11 protein-coding genes are annotated in these 15,758 nt (G+C 70.6%); 6 read left to right on the top strand and 5 right to left on the bottom strand.

Translation table 11 applies throughout. The annotated features are described in order from the left end of the window. The first annotated feature begins 4 nt into the window (after nt 1-4). From eboE to J7E93_RS14970, 3 genes are read left to right on the top strand one after another with little or no spacing between them, the layout of a single operon-like run. Nucleotides 5-1,174: a metabolite traffic protein EboE gene (gene eboE / locus J7E93_RS14980; protein WP_215069474.1), complete on the top strand. Its 1,170-nt coding sequence runs from the start codon at nt 5-7 to the stop codon at nt 1,172-1,174. Beyond that, nucleotides 1,171-2,577, top strand: coding sequence for a nucleotide pyrophosphatase/phosphodiesterase family protein (locus J7E93_RS14975; protein ID WP_215069466.1), 1,407 nt, complete (start codon nt 1,171-1,173; stop codon nt 2,575-2,577). Before eboE ends, J7E93_RS14975 begins: the two co-directional genes overlap by 4 nt. Nucleotides 2,578-2,626: 49 nt before the next feature. Further along, nucleotides 2,627-3,700, top strand: coding sequence for a sugar phosphate isomerase/epimerase (locus tag J7E93_RS14970; protein ID WP_215069464.1), 1,074 nt, complete (start codon nt 2,627-2,629; stop codon nt 3,698-3,700). A gap of 9 nt (nt 3,701-3,709) precedes the next feature. Here the strand turns inward: J7E93_RS14970 and J7E93_RS14965 are convergent, their stop codons facing one another. The 4 genes from J7E93_RS14965 to J7E93_RS14950 all read right to left on the bottom strand — a co-directional run bounded on the left by J7E93_RS14965 (nt 3,710) and on the right by J7E93_RS14950 (nt 10,310). Then, a complete protein-coding gene (locus J7E93_RS14965; RefSeq protein WP_215069462.1) occupies nt 3,710-5,104 on the bottom strand; it encodes an OFA family MFS transporter in 1,395 nt (464 codons plus the stop codon). 112 nt (nt 5,105-5,216) lie between these two features. Beyond that, nucleotides 5,217-7,373 (bottom strand): acetate--CoA ligase family protein, encoded by a 2,157-nt coding sequence (locus tag J7E93_RS14960; RefSeq protein ID WP_215069460.1) that lies wholly within the window; start codon nt 7,371-7,373, stop codon nt 5,217-5,219. Further along, nucleotides 7,373-8,602: a formyl-CoA transferase gene (frc, locus tag J7E93_RS14955; protein ID WP_215069458.1), complete on the bottom strand. Its 1,230-nt coding sequence runs from the start codon at nt 8,600-8,602 to the stop codon at nt 7,373-7,375. The genes J7E93_RS14960 and frc overlap by 1 nt, the downstream gene beginning before the upstream one ends. Before the next feature lie 13 nt (nt 8,603-8,615). After that, nucleotides 8,616-10,310 carry a thiamine pyrophosphate-binding protein gene (locus J7E93_RS14950; protein ID WP_215069456.1) on the bottom strand — a complete coding sequence of 565 codons (1,695 nt, stop codon included), beginning with the start codon at nt 10,308-10,310 and terminating at the stop codon, nt 8,616-8,618. Between the two features lie 156 nt (nt 10,311-10,466). Between J7E93_RS14950 and sucC the strand changes: the two genes are divergently transcribed. From sucC to J7E93_RS14935, 3 genes are all read left to right on the top strand, one after another. Beyond that, nucleotides 10,467-11,639 carry an ADP-forming succinate--CoA ligase subunit beta gene (gene sucC / locus J7E93_RS14945; RefSeq protein WP_215069455.1) on the top strand — a complete coding sequence of 391 codons (1,173 nt, stop codon included), beginning with the start codon at nt 10,467-10,469 and terminating at the stop codon, nt 11,637-11,639. Between the two features lie 15 nt (nt 11,640-11,654). Next, entirely contained in the window at nt 11,655-12,557 is a 903-nt protein-coding gene (sucD, locus tag J7E93_RS14940) for a succinate--CoA ligase subunit alpha (RefSeq protein WP_215069453.1), read from the top strand. Nucleotides 12,558-12,736: 179 nt separating this feature from the next. Then, the gene (locus J7E93_RS14935; protein ID WP_215069451.1) at nt 12,737-14,296 is read left to right on the top strand and encodes an aldehyde dehydrogenase family protein; all 1,560 of its coding nucleotides are present in this window, start codon (nt 12,737-12,739) and stop codon (nt 14,294-14,296) included. Nucleotides 14,297-14,302: 6 nt separating this feature from the next. Here the strand turns inward: J7E93_RS14935 and J7E93_RS14930 are convergent, their stop codons facing one another. After that, on the bottom strand, nt 14,303-15,571 hold the full coding sequence (locus J7E93_RS14930; protein WP_215069516.1) for a DUF2254 domain-containing protein: 1,269 nt from the start codon (nt 15,569-15,571) through the stop codon (nt 14,303-14,305). Between the last annotated feature and the right edge of the window lie 187 nt (nt 15,572-15,758).

Here is a 15,758-nt window from a genome sequence, read left to right as displayed (position 1 = left end):
CTCGATGCGCTTTCGCCACCCCGACGGCTCGACCGTCCACCTCGCCTACTGCACCAACGTCCACCCCGCCGAGACCCTCGACGGCGTACTCGCCCAGCTCCGGGACCACTGCGAACCCGTTCGCCGGCGTCTCGGCCGCGACCGTCTCGGCATCGGCCTCTGGCTCGCCCGGGACGCCGCCCGCTCACTGATCACCGATCCCGCCTCCCTGCGCGCACTGCGCGCCGAACTCGACCACCGCGGCCTCGAAGTGGTCACCCTCAACGGCTTCCCCTACGAGGGCTTCGGCGCCGAAGAGGTCAAGTACCGCGTCTACCAGCCGGACTGGACCCGCCCCGAACGTCTCGCCCACACCACCGACCTGGCCCGGCTCCTCGCCGCGCTCCTCCCCGACGACGTCACCGACGGCTCCGTCTCCACCCTGCCCCTCGCCTGGCGCACCTCCTTCGACTCCCGCGCCGCCGACACCGCCCGCAGGGCCCTGAGGACCCTCGCCGAACGCCTCGACGCCCTGGAGGAGCTCACCGGCAAGTCCGTCCGGATCGGACTCGAGCCGGAACCCGGCTGCACCGTCGAGACCACCGCCGACGCGATCGCCCCGCTCACCGCCGTATCGAGCCGGCGCATCGGCGTCTGCGTCGACACCTGCCACCTCGCCACGTCCTTCGAGGACCCCCGTACCGCCTTGGACGGCCTCGCCGCCGTCGGTGTCCCCGTGGTCAAGTCCCAGCTCTCCGCCGCACTGCACGCCGAGCACCCCCATCTCCCCGAGGTCCGCGCCGCGCTCGCCGCCTTCGCGGAACCCCGATTCCTGCACCAGACCCGCACCAGCACCGCCGCCGGTCTGCGCGGGACCGATGACCTCCCCGAAGCCCTCGCGGGCCGCTCGCTCCCCGACGGCGCGCCCTGGCGCGCACACTTCCACGTCCCCCTCCATACGCCGCCCGCTCCTCCGCTCACCTCCACCCTCCCCGTGCTCCAGGACACCCTCGGCCTCCTCCTCGGCGGCCCGCGCCCCCGCACCCACCATCTGGAGGTCGAGACCTACACCTGGCAGGCCCTCCCGGCCGCGCAGCGCCCCCGCACCCGCGCCCGTCTCGCCGACGGCATCGCCGCCGAACTCACGCTGGCCCGTGACCTCCTGACCGACCTCGGCCTCAAGGAACTCCCATGACCGGTCTCCGGAGCGACACCCGACCCATCCCCCTCCTGGTCCTCGACGTCGTCGGTCTCACGCCCCGCCTCCTCCAGCACATGCCCCGCCTCCGGGCCCTTGCCGGGTCAGGCTCCCAGGCCGCTCTCTCCACCGTCCTGCCGGCGGTGACCTGCACCGCCCAGTCCACCTTCCTCACCGGTACTCTCCCCTCCGAGCACGGCATCGTCGCCAACGGCTGGTACTTCCGCGACCTGGGCGACGTCCTCCTCTGGCGCCAGCACAACGGCCTCGTCGCCGGCGACAAACTCTGGGACGCGGCCCGCCGCTCCCACCCCGGCTACACCGTGGCCAATATCTGCTGGTGGTACGCCATGGGCGCGGACACCGACATCACCGTCACCCCCCGTCCCGTCTACTACGCGGACGGCCGCAAGGAACCCGACTGCTACACCCGGCCCCCGGCCCTCCACGACGAACTCACCGAGAAATTCGGCACCTTCCCCCTCTTCCACTTCTGGGGCCCGGGCGCGGATCTCGTCTCCAGCCGGTGGATCATCGACGCCACCCGGCACATCCTGCGCACCCGCCGCCCCGACCTCGCCCTCAGCTACCTCCCGCACCTCGACTACGACCTGCAGCGGTTCGGACCGGACGACCCGCGCTCCGAGCGCGCGGCCGCCGATCTCGACGCCGCCCTCACACCCCTCCTCGACGAGGCACGGGCCGAGGGGCGCACCGTCGTCGTCCTCTCGGAGTACGGCATCACCCGCGTCGACCGGCCCGTCGACATCAACCGCGCCCTGCGCCGCGCCGGACTGCTCGAGGTCCACACCCAGGACGGCATGGAGTACCTGGATCCGATGGCCTCCCGCGCCTTCGCGGTCGCCGACCACCAGCTCGCCCACGTGTACGTCCGCCGCCCCGAGGACCCCGGAGAGATGGCCGCCACGCGCGAGGCCCTCGCCGGGCTTCCCGGACTGGAACGGCTCCTCGACGACGAGGGCAAGAAGGAGTACGGCCTCGACCACCCCCGCTCCGGGGAGCTCGTCGCCCTCGCCGAGCGCGACGCCTGGTTCACGTACTACTACTGGCTCGACGACACGAAGGCGCCCGACTTCGCCCGGCTCGTGGAGATCCACCGCAAACCGGGCTACGACCCCGTCGAGCTCTTCATGGACCCGCTGGACCCCTACGTACGGATCAAGGCGGCGACGGCGATCGCCCGCAAGAAGCTGGGCATGCGCTACCGACTGGCGGTCGTGCCTCTCGATCCCTCACCTATTCGCGGCAGCCATGGCCGCCTCCCCACGAGCGATGACGAAGGTCCGCTCATTCTGTGCTCCACCCCCCGCGCTGTCAGCGGCCGCGTCGCGGCCACCGATGTGAAGTCCCTGCTGCTCCAACTGGCCGGTCTCTGCTGACCGGACTCCAGTGAATCAGACCCCACCGACAACGAGGAGTTATCCACAGATGAGCCGCACCCGCCGTATCCACAGCGCCCCGGCCGACCCCGAGCTCACCCGGAAGCTCAGCAGACGGAACATGCTCGGTGTCGCCGCCGGCGCCACCGCCGCCGCCCTCCTCGGAGCGGCCGCCCCCACCGCAGGCGCCGCCGAGGCCGCCCCCGCCGCGGCCGACCCCACCGACCGGGGCAACGGCCACGGCCGGCCCGTACTGCCCCCCGGCCACCTCGGCATCCAGCTCTACTCCCTGCGCGACAAGGTCTCCACGCTCGGGTTCGCCACCGTCTTCGCCGAGCTGAAGAAGTACGGCTACGACGAGGTCGAGTTCGCCGGGTACACCCAGGGCTCCGCCGGCCCGATCACGCTCGCCGAACTCGATCGGCTCACCCGCGACCACGGCCTGCGCGGCATCGGCAGCCATGTCGGCTACTACTCGTCCGACCCCAACGCCTACACCTTCGCCCAGAACCTCACCCGGGTCCTCGACGACGCCCAGGCCCTCGGCCTCCCGCACATCGGCACCGCCTCGGGCCCCTGGCGCTACGGGGCGACCGTCGACGGCTGGAAGCGCTGCGCCGAGGAGTTCAACCACTACGGCGCCGAGGCGAAGAAGCGCGGCATGAAGTTCTACCAGCACAACCACGCCGAGGAGTTCTCCTTCGCCACCGACCAGCCGGACGTCCGCCTCTACGACGTCCTGCTCGCCGAGACCGACCCCGACCTCGTCCACCTCGAAATGGACATCTACTGGGGTTACGTCGCCCAGCACCGCTTCTCCCGCCGCGCCGACGGCACCCCCGCCCCCTTCGACCCGCTGACCTACGTCCTCGACCAGCCCCACCGCTATCCGCTCTTCCACGTCAAGGACGGTGAACGCGACGACTCCGTCCGGGACGGCTACCGCATGGCGGACGTCGGGGACGGAGACATCGACTACCGGCGCTTCATCTCGGCGGTGAACCGCACCCGTCACGGACGCCACGCCCACCACTGGCAGGCCGAACGCGACAACCCGGTCGAGTCGTTCGACTTCGCCCGCAAGTCGAGCGCGCACCTCCACTCGCTGCGTGAGAAGAGCTGACCTGGGTGGTCACTCCGCCCCCGCGTCGCGGCTGATCGGCCGCGGGTTCGCCGTCACACGGCGGGCCCGCGGCCGTCCCGGCGGATGCAGGAACAGCGCCACGAAGCCGGCGAAGAGCGAGATCGACCCGGCGAGCACGAAGGCTCCGGAGTAGTCCCAGGCGGAGACCACCACCGCGCCCATACCGGAACCGAGCAGTCCCGAAACCAGCTTGGAGCTGTAGACCAGGCCGTAGTTGGAGGCGTTGTTGTTCTCACCGAAGTAGTCCGCGGTCATCGCCGCGAACATCGGGAAGATCGCTCCGCCGCCGAAGCCGGAGATGCTGGAGAACACCAGGAACAGCGGCAGATTGTGGATGCTGCCGGACCAGAGGATTCCGTACTGGGCGAGCCCGAGGACGATACAGACGAAGATCAGGCACTGCTTGCGGCCGTACCGGTCGGAGAGCCAGCCGATCACGCCACGCCCGGTGCCGTTCACGATCGCCTTCAGGGACATCGCGGTCGCCACGATCCCGCCCGCGAACCCCGCCTCGTCGCCGAACGGCACCTGGAAGGCGATCCCGAAGATGTTGACGCCCGAGGTGCACAGCAGACAGAACCACATCAGCGCGACCCGCCCGGTCCGCCAGGCCTCGATCGGCGTGTACTGCTTCACCGCCGGAGGGTTCTTCTCCAGCGCCCGCCTGGCGCGCGGGTCGTCGGGCTTCCTCAGCGGATCGATCTGGGCCGGCCACCAGTTCTTCGGCGGGTCCTGGAAGAAGTACCCCGCCACCGCCACCATCGCGGCCAGGAAGAGACCGACGGCGACCAGCACCCAGCGGAAGTTCGTCAGATCCATGTAGCCGGTGAAGATGAAGACGAACGGCACCGAGCCGTAGGCGAACCCGCCGTTGACGAAGCCGGTCTTGCCGCCCTTGCGTTCCGGGTACCACTTGCCGACCATGTTGACGCAGGTCGCGTAGACCATGCCCGCGCCCATACCGCTGAACATGCCGAAGCCGATGTAGGCGACGATCACATGCGGCGCGAACGCCAGCGAGAGGTAGCCGAGGAGCGTGCCGACCGCGCCCAGCATCATCGCCCAGCGGGCCGGAAGCTTTCCGCTCTCGCGCAGCTTCCCGGCCGGGAAGGCCACCGAGGCCTGGAAGAACACCCAGACGCCGAGCATCCAGAAGATGTGCGCGCTGCTCCAGCTGTGCGCGGTGTGCAGGGTTTCCTCGGCGGACGCGAAAGCGTACTCCGCCGAGCTGATGCCCATCATGCCCACCCACGGCAGGATGACCATCCACTTGCGTGTGCGGCCCATCAGGTCGATGTCGGTCTCGCCGACCCGGTACGTGCGGCCGTTGGCGTCCGTCACCTCTCTGTAGGGGAGGGAGGTGGTGATGTCGGTTGTCGTCATGGAGATCGAACCCCTCGCGTGGAAGAAGTCTGGCCAGCGCCCCCTGTCCGTTCCCTTCGCACCGGGACCCGCGGCGAGCGGCCGCCGCGAGCCCCGTGGTTCGAGCTGTCGCTCAGCTCACCGCATCACCGCCCAGCAGTCCGGCGGCGCGCGCCCACCGGTATTTCGCACCGAGCACGTCCACGGGCCGCTCGGTGGTGTACGGGTAGGCCACGACGCCCCGTTCGAAGAGGTACTGGCAGGCCTCCTCGACCTCGACGTCACCGGCGAGGGAGGCCACCACCGGCTTCTCGATGCCCCGTTCCCGGAACTCCGCCACCACGCGCGCGGTGAGCTCGGCGAACACCATCGGGGGAGTGACGATGGTGTGCCAGTAGCCCAGCACGAGCGCGTGGATGCGTGGGTCCTCCAGGCCGAGCCGGATCGTCGCCTCGTACGTGGAGGGCGGCTCGCCGCCCGTGATGTCGATGGGGTTGCCCGAGGCCCCGAAGGGCGGGATGAACGCCTTGAAGGCTGCGTCCAGATCGTCCGGGATCTCCATCAGCCGCAGCCCGTTGTCGACGATCGCGTCGGACAGCAGTACTCCCGACCCGCCGGCGCCGGTGATGACGACGACGTTGTCCCCCCGCGGAGCCGGCAGCACGGGCAGGGCACGCGCGTACTCCAGCATGTCGCTCAGCCCGGGCGCCCGGATGACGCCCGCCTGCCGCAGGATGTCGTCGTACACCGCGTCGTCACCCGCGAGCGCCCCCGTGTGCGAGCCCGCCGCCTTCGCCCCGGCACTCGTACGGCCCGCCTTGAGGACGATCACCGGCTTCTTCGGCACGGTCGCCCGGGCCGCCTCCACGAAGGCCCGCCCGTCCTTGAGGTCCTCCAGGTGCATCGCGATGCACTCGGTACGGGGGTCCTCGCCGAACCAGGTGAGCAGATCGTCCTCGTCGATGTCCGACTTGTTGCCGAGCCCGACGATCGCCGACACACCCGTGCGCGTGGTGCGGGCGAAGCCCAGGATGGCCATCCCGATGCCGCCCGACTGCGAGGTCAGCGCCACGCCGCCCTTGACGTCGTACGGAGTGCAGAACGTGGCGCACAGGTCCTGCCAGGTCGAGTAGTAGCCGTAGATGTTCGGGCCCAGCAGACGGATGCCGTACCGCTGCGCCACCTCCACGATCTCGTCCTGCAGGGCGTGCTCCCCGGTCTCGGCGAAGCCGGACGGGATCAGCACCGCGTTGGGAATGCCCTTGCGCCCCACCTCCTCCAGCGCCGATGCCACGAACGGAGCGGGGATCGCGAAGACCGCCACATCCACCTCACCGGGAACGTCCGTGACACTCTTGTACGCCTTGCGGCCCAGAATGTCATCGGCTCGGGGGTTCACCGGATGGATCTCGCCCGGGAATCCGCCGTCGATGAGGTTGCGCATCACCGAATTGCCGATCTTCCCGGTCTCGTTGGAGGCGCCGATGACGGCCACGGCGGTCGGCTGCATCAGCCGCCGCATGGAGCGCAGGATCTCCTCCCGGGTGTACGTCCTTCGCGGCGGGGGGAGTTCGGAGGCGAGGATCACGCGGATGTCGGCGGCCGTGGCGCCGGTGGGTGTGGCGATCACGGGGTTGAGGTCGATCTCGGCGATCTCCGGAAAGTCGGTGACCAGCCGGGAGACGCGCCGGATCTGCTCGGCGAGCGCCCACCGGTCGACGGCCGGCGCCCCCCGCACCCCACGCAGGATCTCCGCCGCCCGGATCGAGTCGAGCATCGACACCGCCTCGTCGGCGGTCACCGGCGCGAGCCGGAACGTGACGTCCTTCAGCACCTCCACCAGCACCCCGCCGAGCCCGAAGGCGACGATCTTGCCGAAGGCGGGATCGGTGACGGCACCGACGATGACCTCCTGGCCCGGCGGCAGCATCTGCTGCACCTGGACACCATCGATCCGCGCGTCGGGAGCGTAGGCGCGGGCGTTCTCGACGATCCGGCAGAACGCCTCCCTGACCTGGGCCGCGCCCTCCACACCGATGACGACAGCGCCCGCGTCGGTCTTGTGCAGGATGTCCGGAGAGACGATCTTGAGGACCACCTTGCCGCCGAGCCGGTCGGCCTGTGCCACCGCCTCGTCCACGTCCCGTGCGAGCGCCTCGCCCGGCACGGCGATGCCGTACGCGTCGGCGATCCTCTTCCCCTCGGGCGCGGTGAGCGCGGTGCGCCCCTCCGCCCGTACGGCGTCGAGCAGTTCCCGTACCGCCCGCTGATCGAAGCTGTGCGCTGTCACTAGATCACCCCGCTCGTCTTGAGCAGCCGCAGTTCCTCGTCGCCGAGCCCGAGCTCGCCGACGTACACCTCTTCGTTGTGCTCGCCGAGCAGCGGGGAGGCGATCACCTCCACGGGGGAGTCGGAGAGCTTGAGCGGGGAACCGACGGTGGTGAAGGTGCCCCGCTCGGGGTGGGCGACCTCGACCACCATCTCGTTGGCGACCAGCGAGGCGTCCTCGATGATCTCCTTGGTGGACAGGATCGGACCGCACGGAATACCGCGGCTGTTGAGCAGTTCCAGCACCTGCCACTTGGGAAGCGTCGAGGACCACTCCTCGATCAGCTGGAACATCTTGGAGAGCTTGGGCAGCCGGGCCTCCGGAGTCGCCCACTCCGGGTCGTCGGCGAGCTCGGGCCGGCCGATGAGTTCCGAGATGGGGGCCCAGCCGACGGGCTGGACGATGACGTACACGTAGTCGTTGGGGCCGCCGGGGGCGCACCGCACCGCCCAGCCCGGCTGGCCTCCGCCCGAAGCATTACCCGAACGGGGGACTTCCTCGCCGAAATCTTCGTTGGGATACTCGGAGAGCGGCCCGTGGGACAGCCTCTGCTGATCCCGCAGCTTCACGCGGCACAGATTCAGCACCGCGTGCTGCATCGCGACGTTCACCCGCTGCCCCCGCCCGGTGTTCTCGCGCTGGAAGAGCGCCGCGAGGATCCCAGCCACGGCATGGACGCCGGTGCCGGAGTCACCGATCTGGGCGCCCGTCGCCAGCGGCGGCCCGTCCTCGAACCCCGTGGTGGCCATCGAGCCGCCCATGGCCTGTGCGACGACCTCGTACGCCTTGAAGTTGGTGTACGGGCCGTCCCCGAACCCCTTGATGGAGGCATAGACGATTCGTGGATTGATCTCCTGGATGCGCTCCCAGGTGAAGCCCATCCGGTCGACGGCCCCGGGGCCGAAGTTCTCGACCATGACGTCGCTGCGCCGGATCAGCTCGGTCAGGATCTCCTTGCCCCGCTGGGTCTTGGTGTTGAGGGTGATGCTCCGCTTGTTGCAGTTGAGCATCGTGAAGTAGAGCGAGTCGACGTCCGGGATGTCCCGCAGCTGCTTGCGCGTGATGTCCCCGGACGGGGCCTCCAGCTTCACCACGTCCGCGCCGAGCCAGGCGAGCAGTTGGGTGGCGGAGGGACCGGACTGCACATGCGTCATGTCGAGAACGCGGATGCCTTCGAGTGCCTTGGTCATGGCCGGGCGCTCCTCACTTGTACATGGTCTGGTTCATGGTTCCGGGGGCGTACGCGTCGGGGTCGACCCAGACGTTGATCAGGGACGGCAGCCCGGACTCGCGGGCCCGGCGCAGCGCCGGTCCGATGTCGGCGGGGTCGCGCACCTCCTCGCCGTAGCCGCCGAGCATCTGGGCGAACTTGTCGTAGTGGACGTCGCCGAGGGTGTTGCCGACCCGCTCGCGCTCCAGGCCGTACTTCTGGGCCTGGCCGTAACGGATCTGGTTCATGGAGGAGTTGTTGCCGACGATGCCTACGAAGGGGAGGTTGTAGCGGACGAGCGTCTCGAAGTCCCAGCCGGTGAGGGAGAACGCGCCGTCACCGAAGAGCGCCACCACCTCCTTGTCCGGGCGGGCCTGCTTGGCGGCCAGGACGAAGGGGATGCCGACGCCGAGCGTGCCCAGGGGACCGGGGTCCATCCAGTGCCCGGGTGATTTGGGCTGCACGACCTGGCCGGAGAAGGTGACGATGTCCCCGCCGTCGCCGATGTAGATCGAGTCCTCGGTGAGGAAGTCGTTGATCTCGCTGACCAGGCGGTACGGGTGGATCGGCGAGGCGTCCGAGCGCAGTTGCGGCAGCCGCTTGTCCAGAGCGGTCTGCTCGGCGGTGCGCAGCTCCTCCAGCCACGCCTTGCGCCGGATGGCTCCGCCGTTGAGCCGGCCGCTCGCCGCCTCGGTCACGGACCGCAGGACCAGCCCCGCGTCGCCGACGATCCCCAGGTCGATGTCCCGGTTCTTGCCGACGGTGCGGTAGTCCAGGTCGATCTGGACGACGGTCGCGTCCGGGGAGAGCCGCTTGCCGTAGCCCATCCGGAAGTCGAAGGGAGTGCCGACGATGACGATGACATCGGCGTTGGCGAAGGCGTAGCGCCGGGAGAGCTGGAAGTGGTGCGGATCGCCGGGCGGCAGGGTGCCGCGTCCCGCCCCGTTCATGTACGCGGGGATGTTGAGGGTCCGGACGAGTTCGACGGCGGCGTCCGTGGCGCGGGTCGTCCACACCTGGCTGCCCAGCAGGATCGCGGGCTTCTCGGCGTGCACCAGCAGATCGGCGAGCTTCTCGACGGCCTCCGGGTCGCCGGCGCTGCGGGTGGAGGCGCGGTACTGCCCGGCCTTGGGGATCCGCGCCTTCTCCACCGGGACGGTGGCGTCGAGGACGTCGCGCGGGATCTCCAGGAAGGACGGGCCGGGCGCTCCGTGGTAGCACTCGCGGAACGCCATGGAGACCATGTCCGCCGCCCGGGCCGTGTCCGGGACGGTGGCGGCGAACTTGGTGATGGGGGTCATCATGTCGACGTGCGGCAGGTCCTGCAGGGAGCCCATCTTGTGCTGGGTGTGGGCGCCCTGGCCGCCGATCAGGAGCATGGGGGACTCGGCGCGGAAGGCGTTGGCCACTCCGGTGACCGCGTCGGTGGTCCCGGGGCCGGCGGTCACGACCGCGCAGCCGGGCTTCCCGGTGATCCGGGCGTAGCCGTCGGCGGCGTGCGCGGCCACCTGCTCATGGCGTACGTCGACGACTTCGATGCCCTCGTCGACACAGCCGTCGTAGATGTCGATGATGTGGCCGCCGCAGAGCGTGTAGATGACGTCGACCCCCTCCGCCTTGAGGGCCTTGGCGACCAGATGTCCGCCGGAGATCCGTTCCTGCTGGGGCTGCTGGCTGTCGTCGGGCATGGCGAAGTCCTGTCCCTTCGTAGGGGCGTTGGGTACTCGGTGCGCTTGATCGCGGTCGATTGCATACAGTCGACGAATACTGTATGAAGCTTGTTATCCCGCATCGCCCGGATGGTGTCCAGGGGGTGTGCGGCACTTTCGAGACAGGGAGCCGAGATGGACCTGTACGAGCACCAGGCAAGGGAACTCTTCAAGGGCTACGGCATCGCGGTCCCCGACGCGGCCGTCGTCGACCACCCCCGTGAAGCACGGCGGGCCGCCGAACTCCTCGGCGGCCGCGTCGTGGTGAAGGCGCAGGTGAAGACCGGAGGCCGGGGCAAGGCGGGCGGCGTCAAACTGGCGGACGACCCCGCCGCCGCCGAGATCAAGGCTCGCCAGATCCTCGGCATGGACATCAAGGGCCACACCGTGCGCCGGGTGATGATCGCCCAACCCGTCGACGTCCGGGACGAGTTCTATGCGAGCTACGTCCTCGACCGGGCGGCCGGCGCCTTCCTCGCCATCGCCTCCGCCGAGGGCGGCATGGACATCGAGGAGGTCGCCGCCAACCGCCCCGAAGCCGTCGCCCGCATCCCCGTCGACCCGGCCGAGGGCGTCACCGAGGCCAAGGCCGCCGAGATCGCCGCCGCGGCCGGCCTGCCCCCGGAGGCCGCCGACGTACTGCACCGCCTCTGGCGGGTCCTCGTCCGCGAGGACGCCCTGCTCGTCGAGGTCAACCCCCTCGTCCGTACGGCCGACGGCGCGATCCTCGCCCTCGACGGCAAGGTCACCCTTGACGACAACGCCCGTTTCCGGCAGTCCCGTTGGGGCGAGGAGTCAGCCGCACCGGACACGCCCGGCGCCGGCCCCGCCGCCACCGGCACATCCGCCGGCACCGACCGGCTGGAGGCCACCGCGCGGGCCAAGGGCCTCAACTACGTCAAGCTCGACGGCCAGGTCGGCATCATCGGCAACGGCGCCGGACTCGTCATGTCCACCCTCGACGTCGTCGCCGGCCAGGGAGCCCGCCCCGCCAACTTCCTCGACATCGGCGGCGGCGCCTCCGCCCAGGTCATGGCCGACGGCCTCGACGTCATCCTGAGCGACCCGGACGTGAACGCCGTACTGGTGAACGTCTTCGGCGGCATCACCGCCTGTGACGCCGTCGCCGAAGGCATCGTCCAAGCCCTCGAATCCGTCCACCTCACCAAACCCCTGGTCGTCCGCCTCGACGGCAACAACGCCGCACGCGGCCGGGCCGTCCTCGACGCCCGCGCCCACCCCCTCGTCGAGCAGGCCACCACGATGGACGGCGCCGCCGCCCGCGCCGCCCGACTCGCCACCACCTGAAGGGATGCCAAGGACATGGCCATCTACCTCACCAAGGACAGCAAGGTCCTCGTGCAGGGCATGACGGGCGCCGAGGGCATGAAACACACCCGCCGCATGCTCGCCGCCGGCACCGACGTCGTCGGCGGGGTCAACCCGCGCAAGGCAGGCACCACCCTCGACCTCGACGGCCGGGCGACACCCGTCTTCGGCTCCGTACGCGAAGGCATCGACGCCACCGGGGCGGACGTCACGGTCGTCTTCGTCCCGCCCCCCTTCGCCAAGGCGGCCGTCATGGAAGCCGTCGACGCCGGCATCCGCCTCGCCGTCGTCATCACCGAAGGCATCCCCGTCCACGACACCGTCGCCTTCCAGGCGTACGCCCGCGCCCGCGGCACCCGGATCATCGGGCCGAACTGTCCCGGCCTCATCAGCCCCGGCCAGTCCAACGCCGGCATCATCCCCGCCGACATCGCCGCCGAGCCCGGCCGCATCGGACTCGTCTCCAAGTCCGGCACGCTCACCTACCAACTCATGTACGAACTCCGCGAGCACGGCTTCTCCTCGGCCGTCGGCATCGGCGGCGACCCCGTCGTCGGCACCACCCACATCGACTGCCTCACCGCTTTCGAGGCCGACCCCGACACCGACCTCATCGTGATGATCGGCGAGATCGGCGGTGACGCCGAGGAACGCGCCGCCGACCACATCGCGGCCCACATCACCAAGCCCGTCATCGCCTACATCGCCGGCTTCACCGCACCCGAGGGCAGGACGATGGGCCACGCCGGCGCCATCGTCTCGGGCTCCTCCGGTACGGCGGAGGGCAAGAAGAAGGCGCTGGAAGCGGCCGGTGTGCAGGTCGGCTCCACCCCCACCGAGACGGCCGGACTCGTCCTCGCCCGGCTCGCGGCACCCGCCGACGCCACCCCCGCCTGACACCCCCGGAGCGCCGGCGCCATCCCCGACAAGCCGCCGCGGCGCCGTCGGGCGAGATCCCGGACAGTCGACATCCCGACTGCCGACAGCCGACATCCCGACACCCCCCCCGCGCACCCCACCCCCGTTCGGCCAGAGCAACTCCCGCCCCGACTGTGCACCGAGAGCGGAGAACCGTCATGGCACCCACCCCACCTCCCGCCCCCACCCTCACCCTCAAACCCGGCACCGCCTGGGCCGACGCCTGGCAGCGGTGCCAGGCCGCCGCCCCCGAGGCGTTCCGCGACGAGACCGTCCTCAACCTCTGGGCCGGCACCTGGCACCCCGACGGCCGGGCGCTCCCCGCCACCAGTCCCGTCGACGGCAGTCCCATCGCCGGACCACCGCGCCTCGACGCCACCACCGCCCACCAGGCCGTACGCGCCTCGCTCGACCAGCACCGCGCCTGGCGGCACATCCCCCTTCCGGAGCGCCGCGCACGCGTGGCCGCCACGCTCGACGCGCTCTGCGCGCACCGCGAACTGCTCGCCCTCCTCCTCGTCTGGGAGATCGGCAAGCCCTGGCGGCTCGCCCAGGCCGACGTCGACCGCGCGATCGACGGAGTGCGCTGGTACGTCGAGGGCATCGAGCCGATGCTGGCCGGCCGCACCCCGCTGCCCGGGCCCGTCTCCAACATCGCCAGCTGGAACTACCCGATGTCCGTCCTGGTCCACGCCCTGCTCGTCCAGGCGCTGGCGGGAAACGCGGTCGTCGCCAAAACCCCGACCGACGGCGGCCTCGCCTGCCTCACCCTCGCCTCGGCCCTCGCCGCCCGCGAGGGCATCCCGATCACCCTGGTCAGCGGCAGCGGGGGCGAACTCTCCGAGGCCCTCGTCCGCGCGCCCGAGATCGGCTGCGTCTCCTTCGTCGGAGGCCGCGACACCGGCGCGAGCATCGCCACCGCAGTCGCCGACCTCGGCAAACGCCACATCCTGGAGCAGGAGGGCCTCAACACCTGGGGCATCTGGAACCACACCGACTGGCCCACGCTCACCGCCGTCGTCCCCAAGCTCTTCGACTACGGCAAGCAGCGCTGCACCGCCTATCCGCGCTTCGTCGTCCAGCGCACCCTCTTCGCCGACTTCCTCGCGGCCTACCTGCCCCCCGTCCGCGCCCTCCGCTTCGGCCACCCCCTGGCCGTCGAGCACCCCGACGACGCCCTCCCCGACCTCGACTTCGGGCCGCTCATCAACGCGGCCAAGGCCAAAGAACTCGGCGACCAGGTCGCCGAGGCCGTCGACCGGGGCGCGATCCCCCTCCACCGCGGAACCCTCGCCGAGGGCCGGTTCCTGCCCGGCCAGGACACGTCCGCCTACCTGCCGCCCGTGACCCTCCTCGGCCCGCCGCCATCCTCGCCTCTCCACCACGCCGAACCCTTCGGCCCGGTCGACACGATCGTCCTGGTCGACACCGAGGCGGAACTCCTCGCCGCGATGAACGCCTCGAACGGCGCCCTCGTCGCCACCCTCTCCACCGACGACGAGAAGACGTACGACCGGCTCGCCCCGCAGATCCGCGCCTTCAAGACCGGCCACGGCACACCCCGTTCCCGAGGCGACCGCTCCGAACTCTTCGGCGGCTTCGGCGCCTCCTGGCGCGGCGCCTTCGTCGGCGGAGACCTGCTCGTCAAGGCGGTCACGGAGGGCCCGGACGGCGAGCGGCTGCCGGGCAACTTCCCCGACCACCACCTGATGCCCTGACGCGGCTCACCCGATCCCCTGGCGATCCGCCTCCAGGGCGAAGGCACGGTCCGCGCCCTCCGGCGCCGTACGCTCCACCAGCTGGACCAGGAGCGTACGGTGCCGGACCAGCGGCTCCCGGCGGTCCTCCGGCGCCAGCGACAGAAGATCGTCCAGCCCGGCCAGCATCCGCCGCGACACCTGCGGGTTGCCCGCCGCGCACCCCCGGATCTCGGTGAACCCCAGATCCACCAGATCGGTCCACCCCGGCACGTCCTGCACCAGCCGCACCACACCGGCGCGGTCGCGGTGGTGGACGGTCCCCAACGGCCGGCCGGCCAGCTCGGCGAGCAGCTGCGTGATCCGGTCCAGACTCTGCACGGCCGTCGTCGGATCGTTGACGGCGGGGGAGAGGGCCCGCAGACCGATGTCGGCGAGCTGCCGCAGCCCGAAACCGACGTCCTGGTGGAAGGTCCGCTCGACCCCGACGGAGACCGCCGCCGCCAGTCGGCGGGACGCCTGACCGCCGTGCACGGCCAGAACCGGCGTCCCCGGCACCACGAAATCCCCGATCCGTGGCAGCAGCCGCAGCACCACCCCCTGCCGCCGGGCCGCCCGCACCAGCAGCGCGACATTCACATCCCGGACCAGGCCCGCACGCCCCCGGTGAACAAGGAAGGCCGTCGCCTCCCCGAGCGCGTCGACCTCACCCGCGTAGCGCGGCTGCTTCGCGAGCACCCGGAACGACTCCGTCGTGATTCGCTCCACCACATGCCCCACCCGCATCAGCCGCAGTGTCGTGTTCACATACGCCACGAAGAGCAGCAGGCTCAGTCCCACCATCAGCAGCGTGAGGGCCGACTGCACGAGCGGCACGGTGGAGACACGGCGGGGATCGGTCCCGCTGTCGTACGAGGTGAGGACCAGCAGCGACAGCAGAAACGTCGCGAGGAAGACCGAGAAGGTCGCCTTGGTGATCCGGCTCCGGATGAAGATCCGCACCACCCGGGGGCTGAACTGCCCGCTCGCCATCTGCACCGCGACCAGCGAGATCGAGAAGACGACACCGATGAAGGTCATCATCGCGGAGCTGATGGTCGTCACGATCGTCTTGGCGTCCTCGACGATCCCGATCAGCTCGGTGACCTCGTCGTACGCCTCCGCCTCCTGCAGCGCCTCGACGAGCGCCGTGTCCACGGCGGACGCCGCCGCCCACAGCACGAACACCCCCGCCATCGCGACGACCGGGGCGAACCAGAAGGTGTCCCGCAGATGCTCGCGCAGCGGCGAGAGCATCCGGGGCCGGCGGTACTCGGAGAAGTAACCCACCTCGCGCAGGCTAGGCGCCGCCGCCCCGGAGAGGCCGACGACGCCCCGTGAAGCCGTGATCACCGTCCGCACGTGCGCCGCCCGGCGCCGGGCGGATCAAGCGCAACCGACCCGCCGCACCTCACTGACCACGGGAAACGTGGGTGAAAGGCGC

The organism is Streptomyces sp. ISL-36, from assembly GCF_018614205.1.
Classification (GTDB): Bacteria; Actinomycetota; Actinomycetes; order Streptomycetales; family Streptomycetaceae; genus Streptomyces.
Note: the sequence above shows the minus strand (reverse complement) of the source record. Positions and strands in the feature narration are given on the sequence as shown.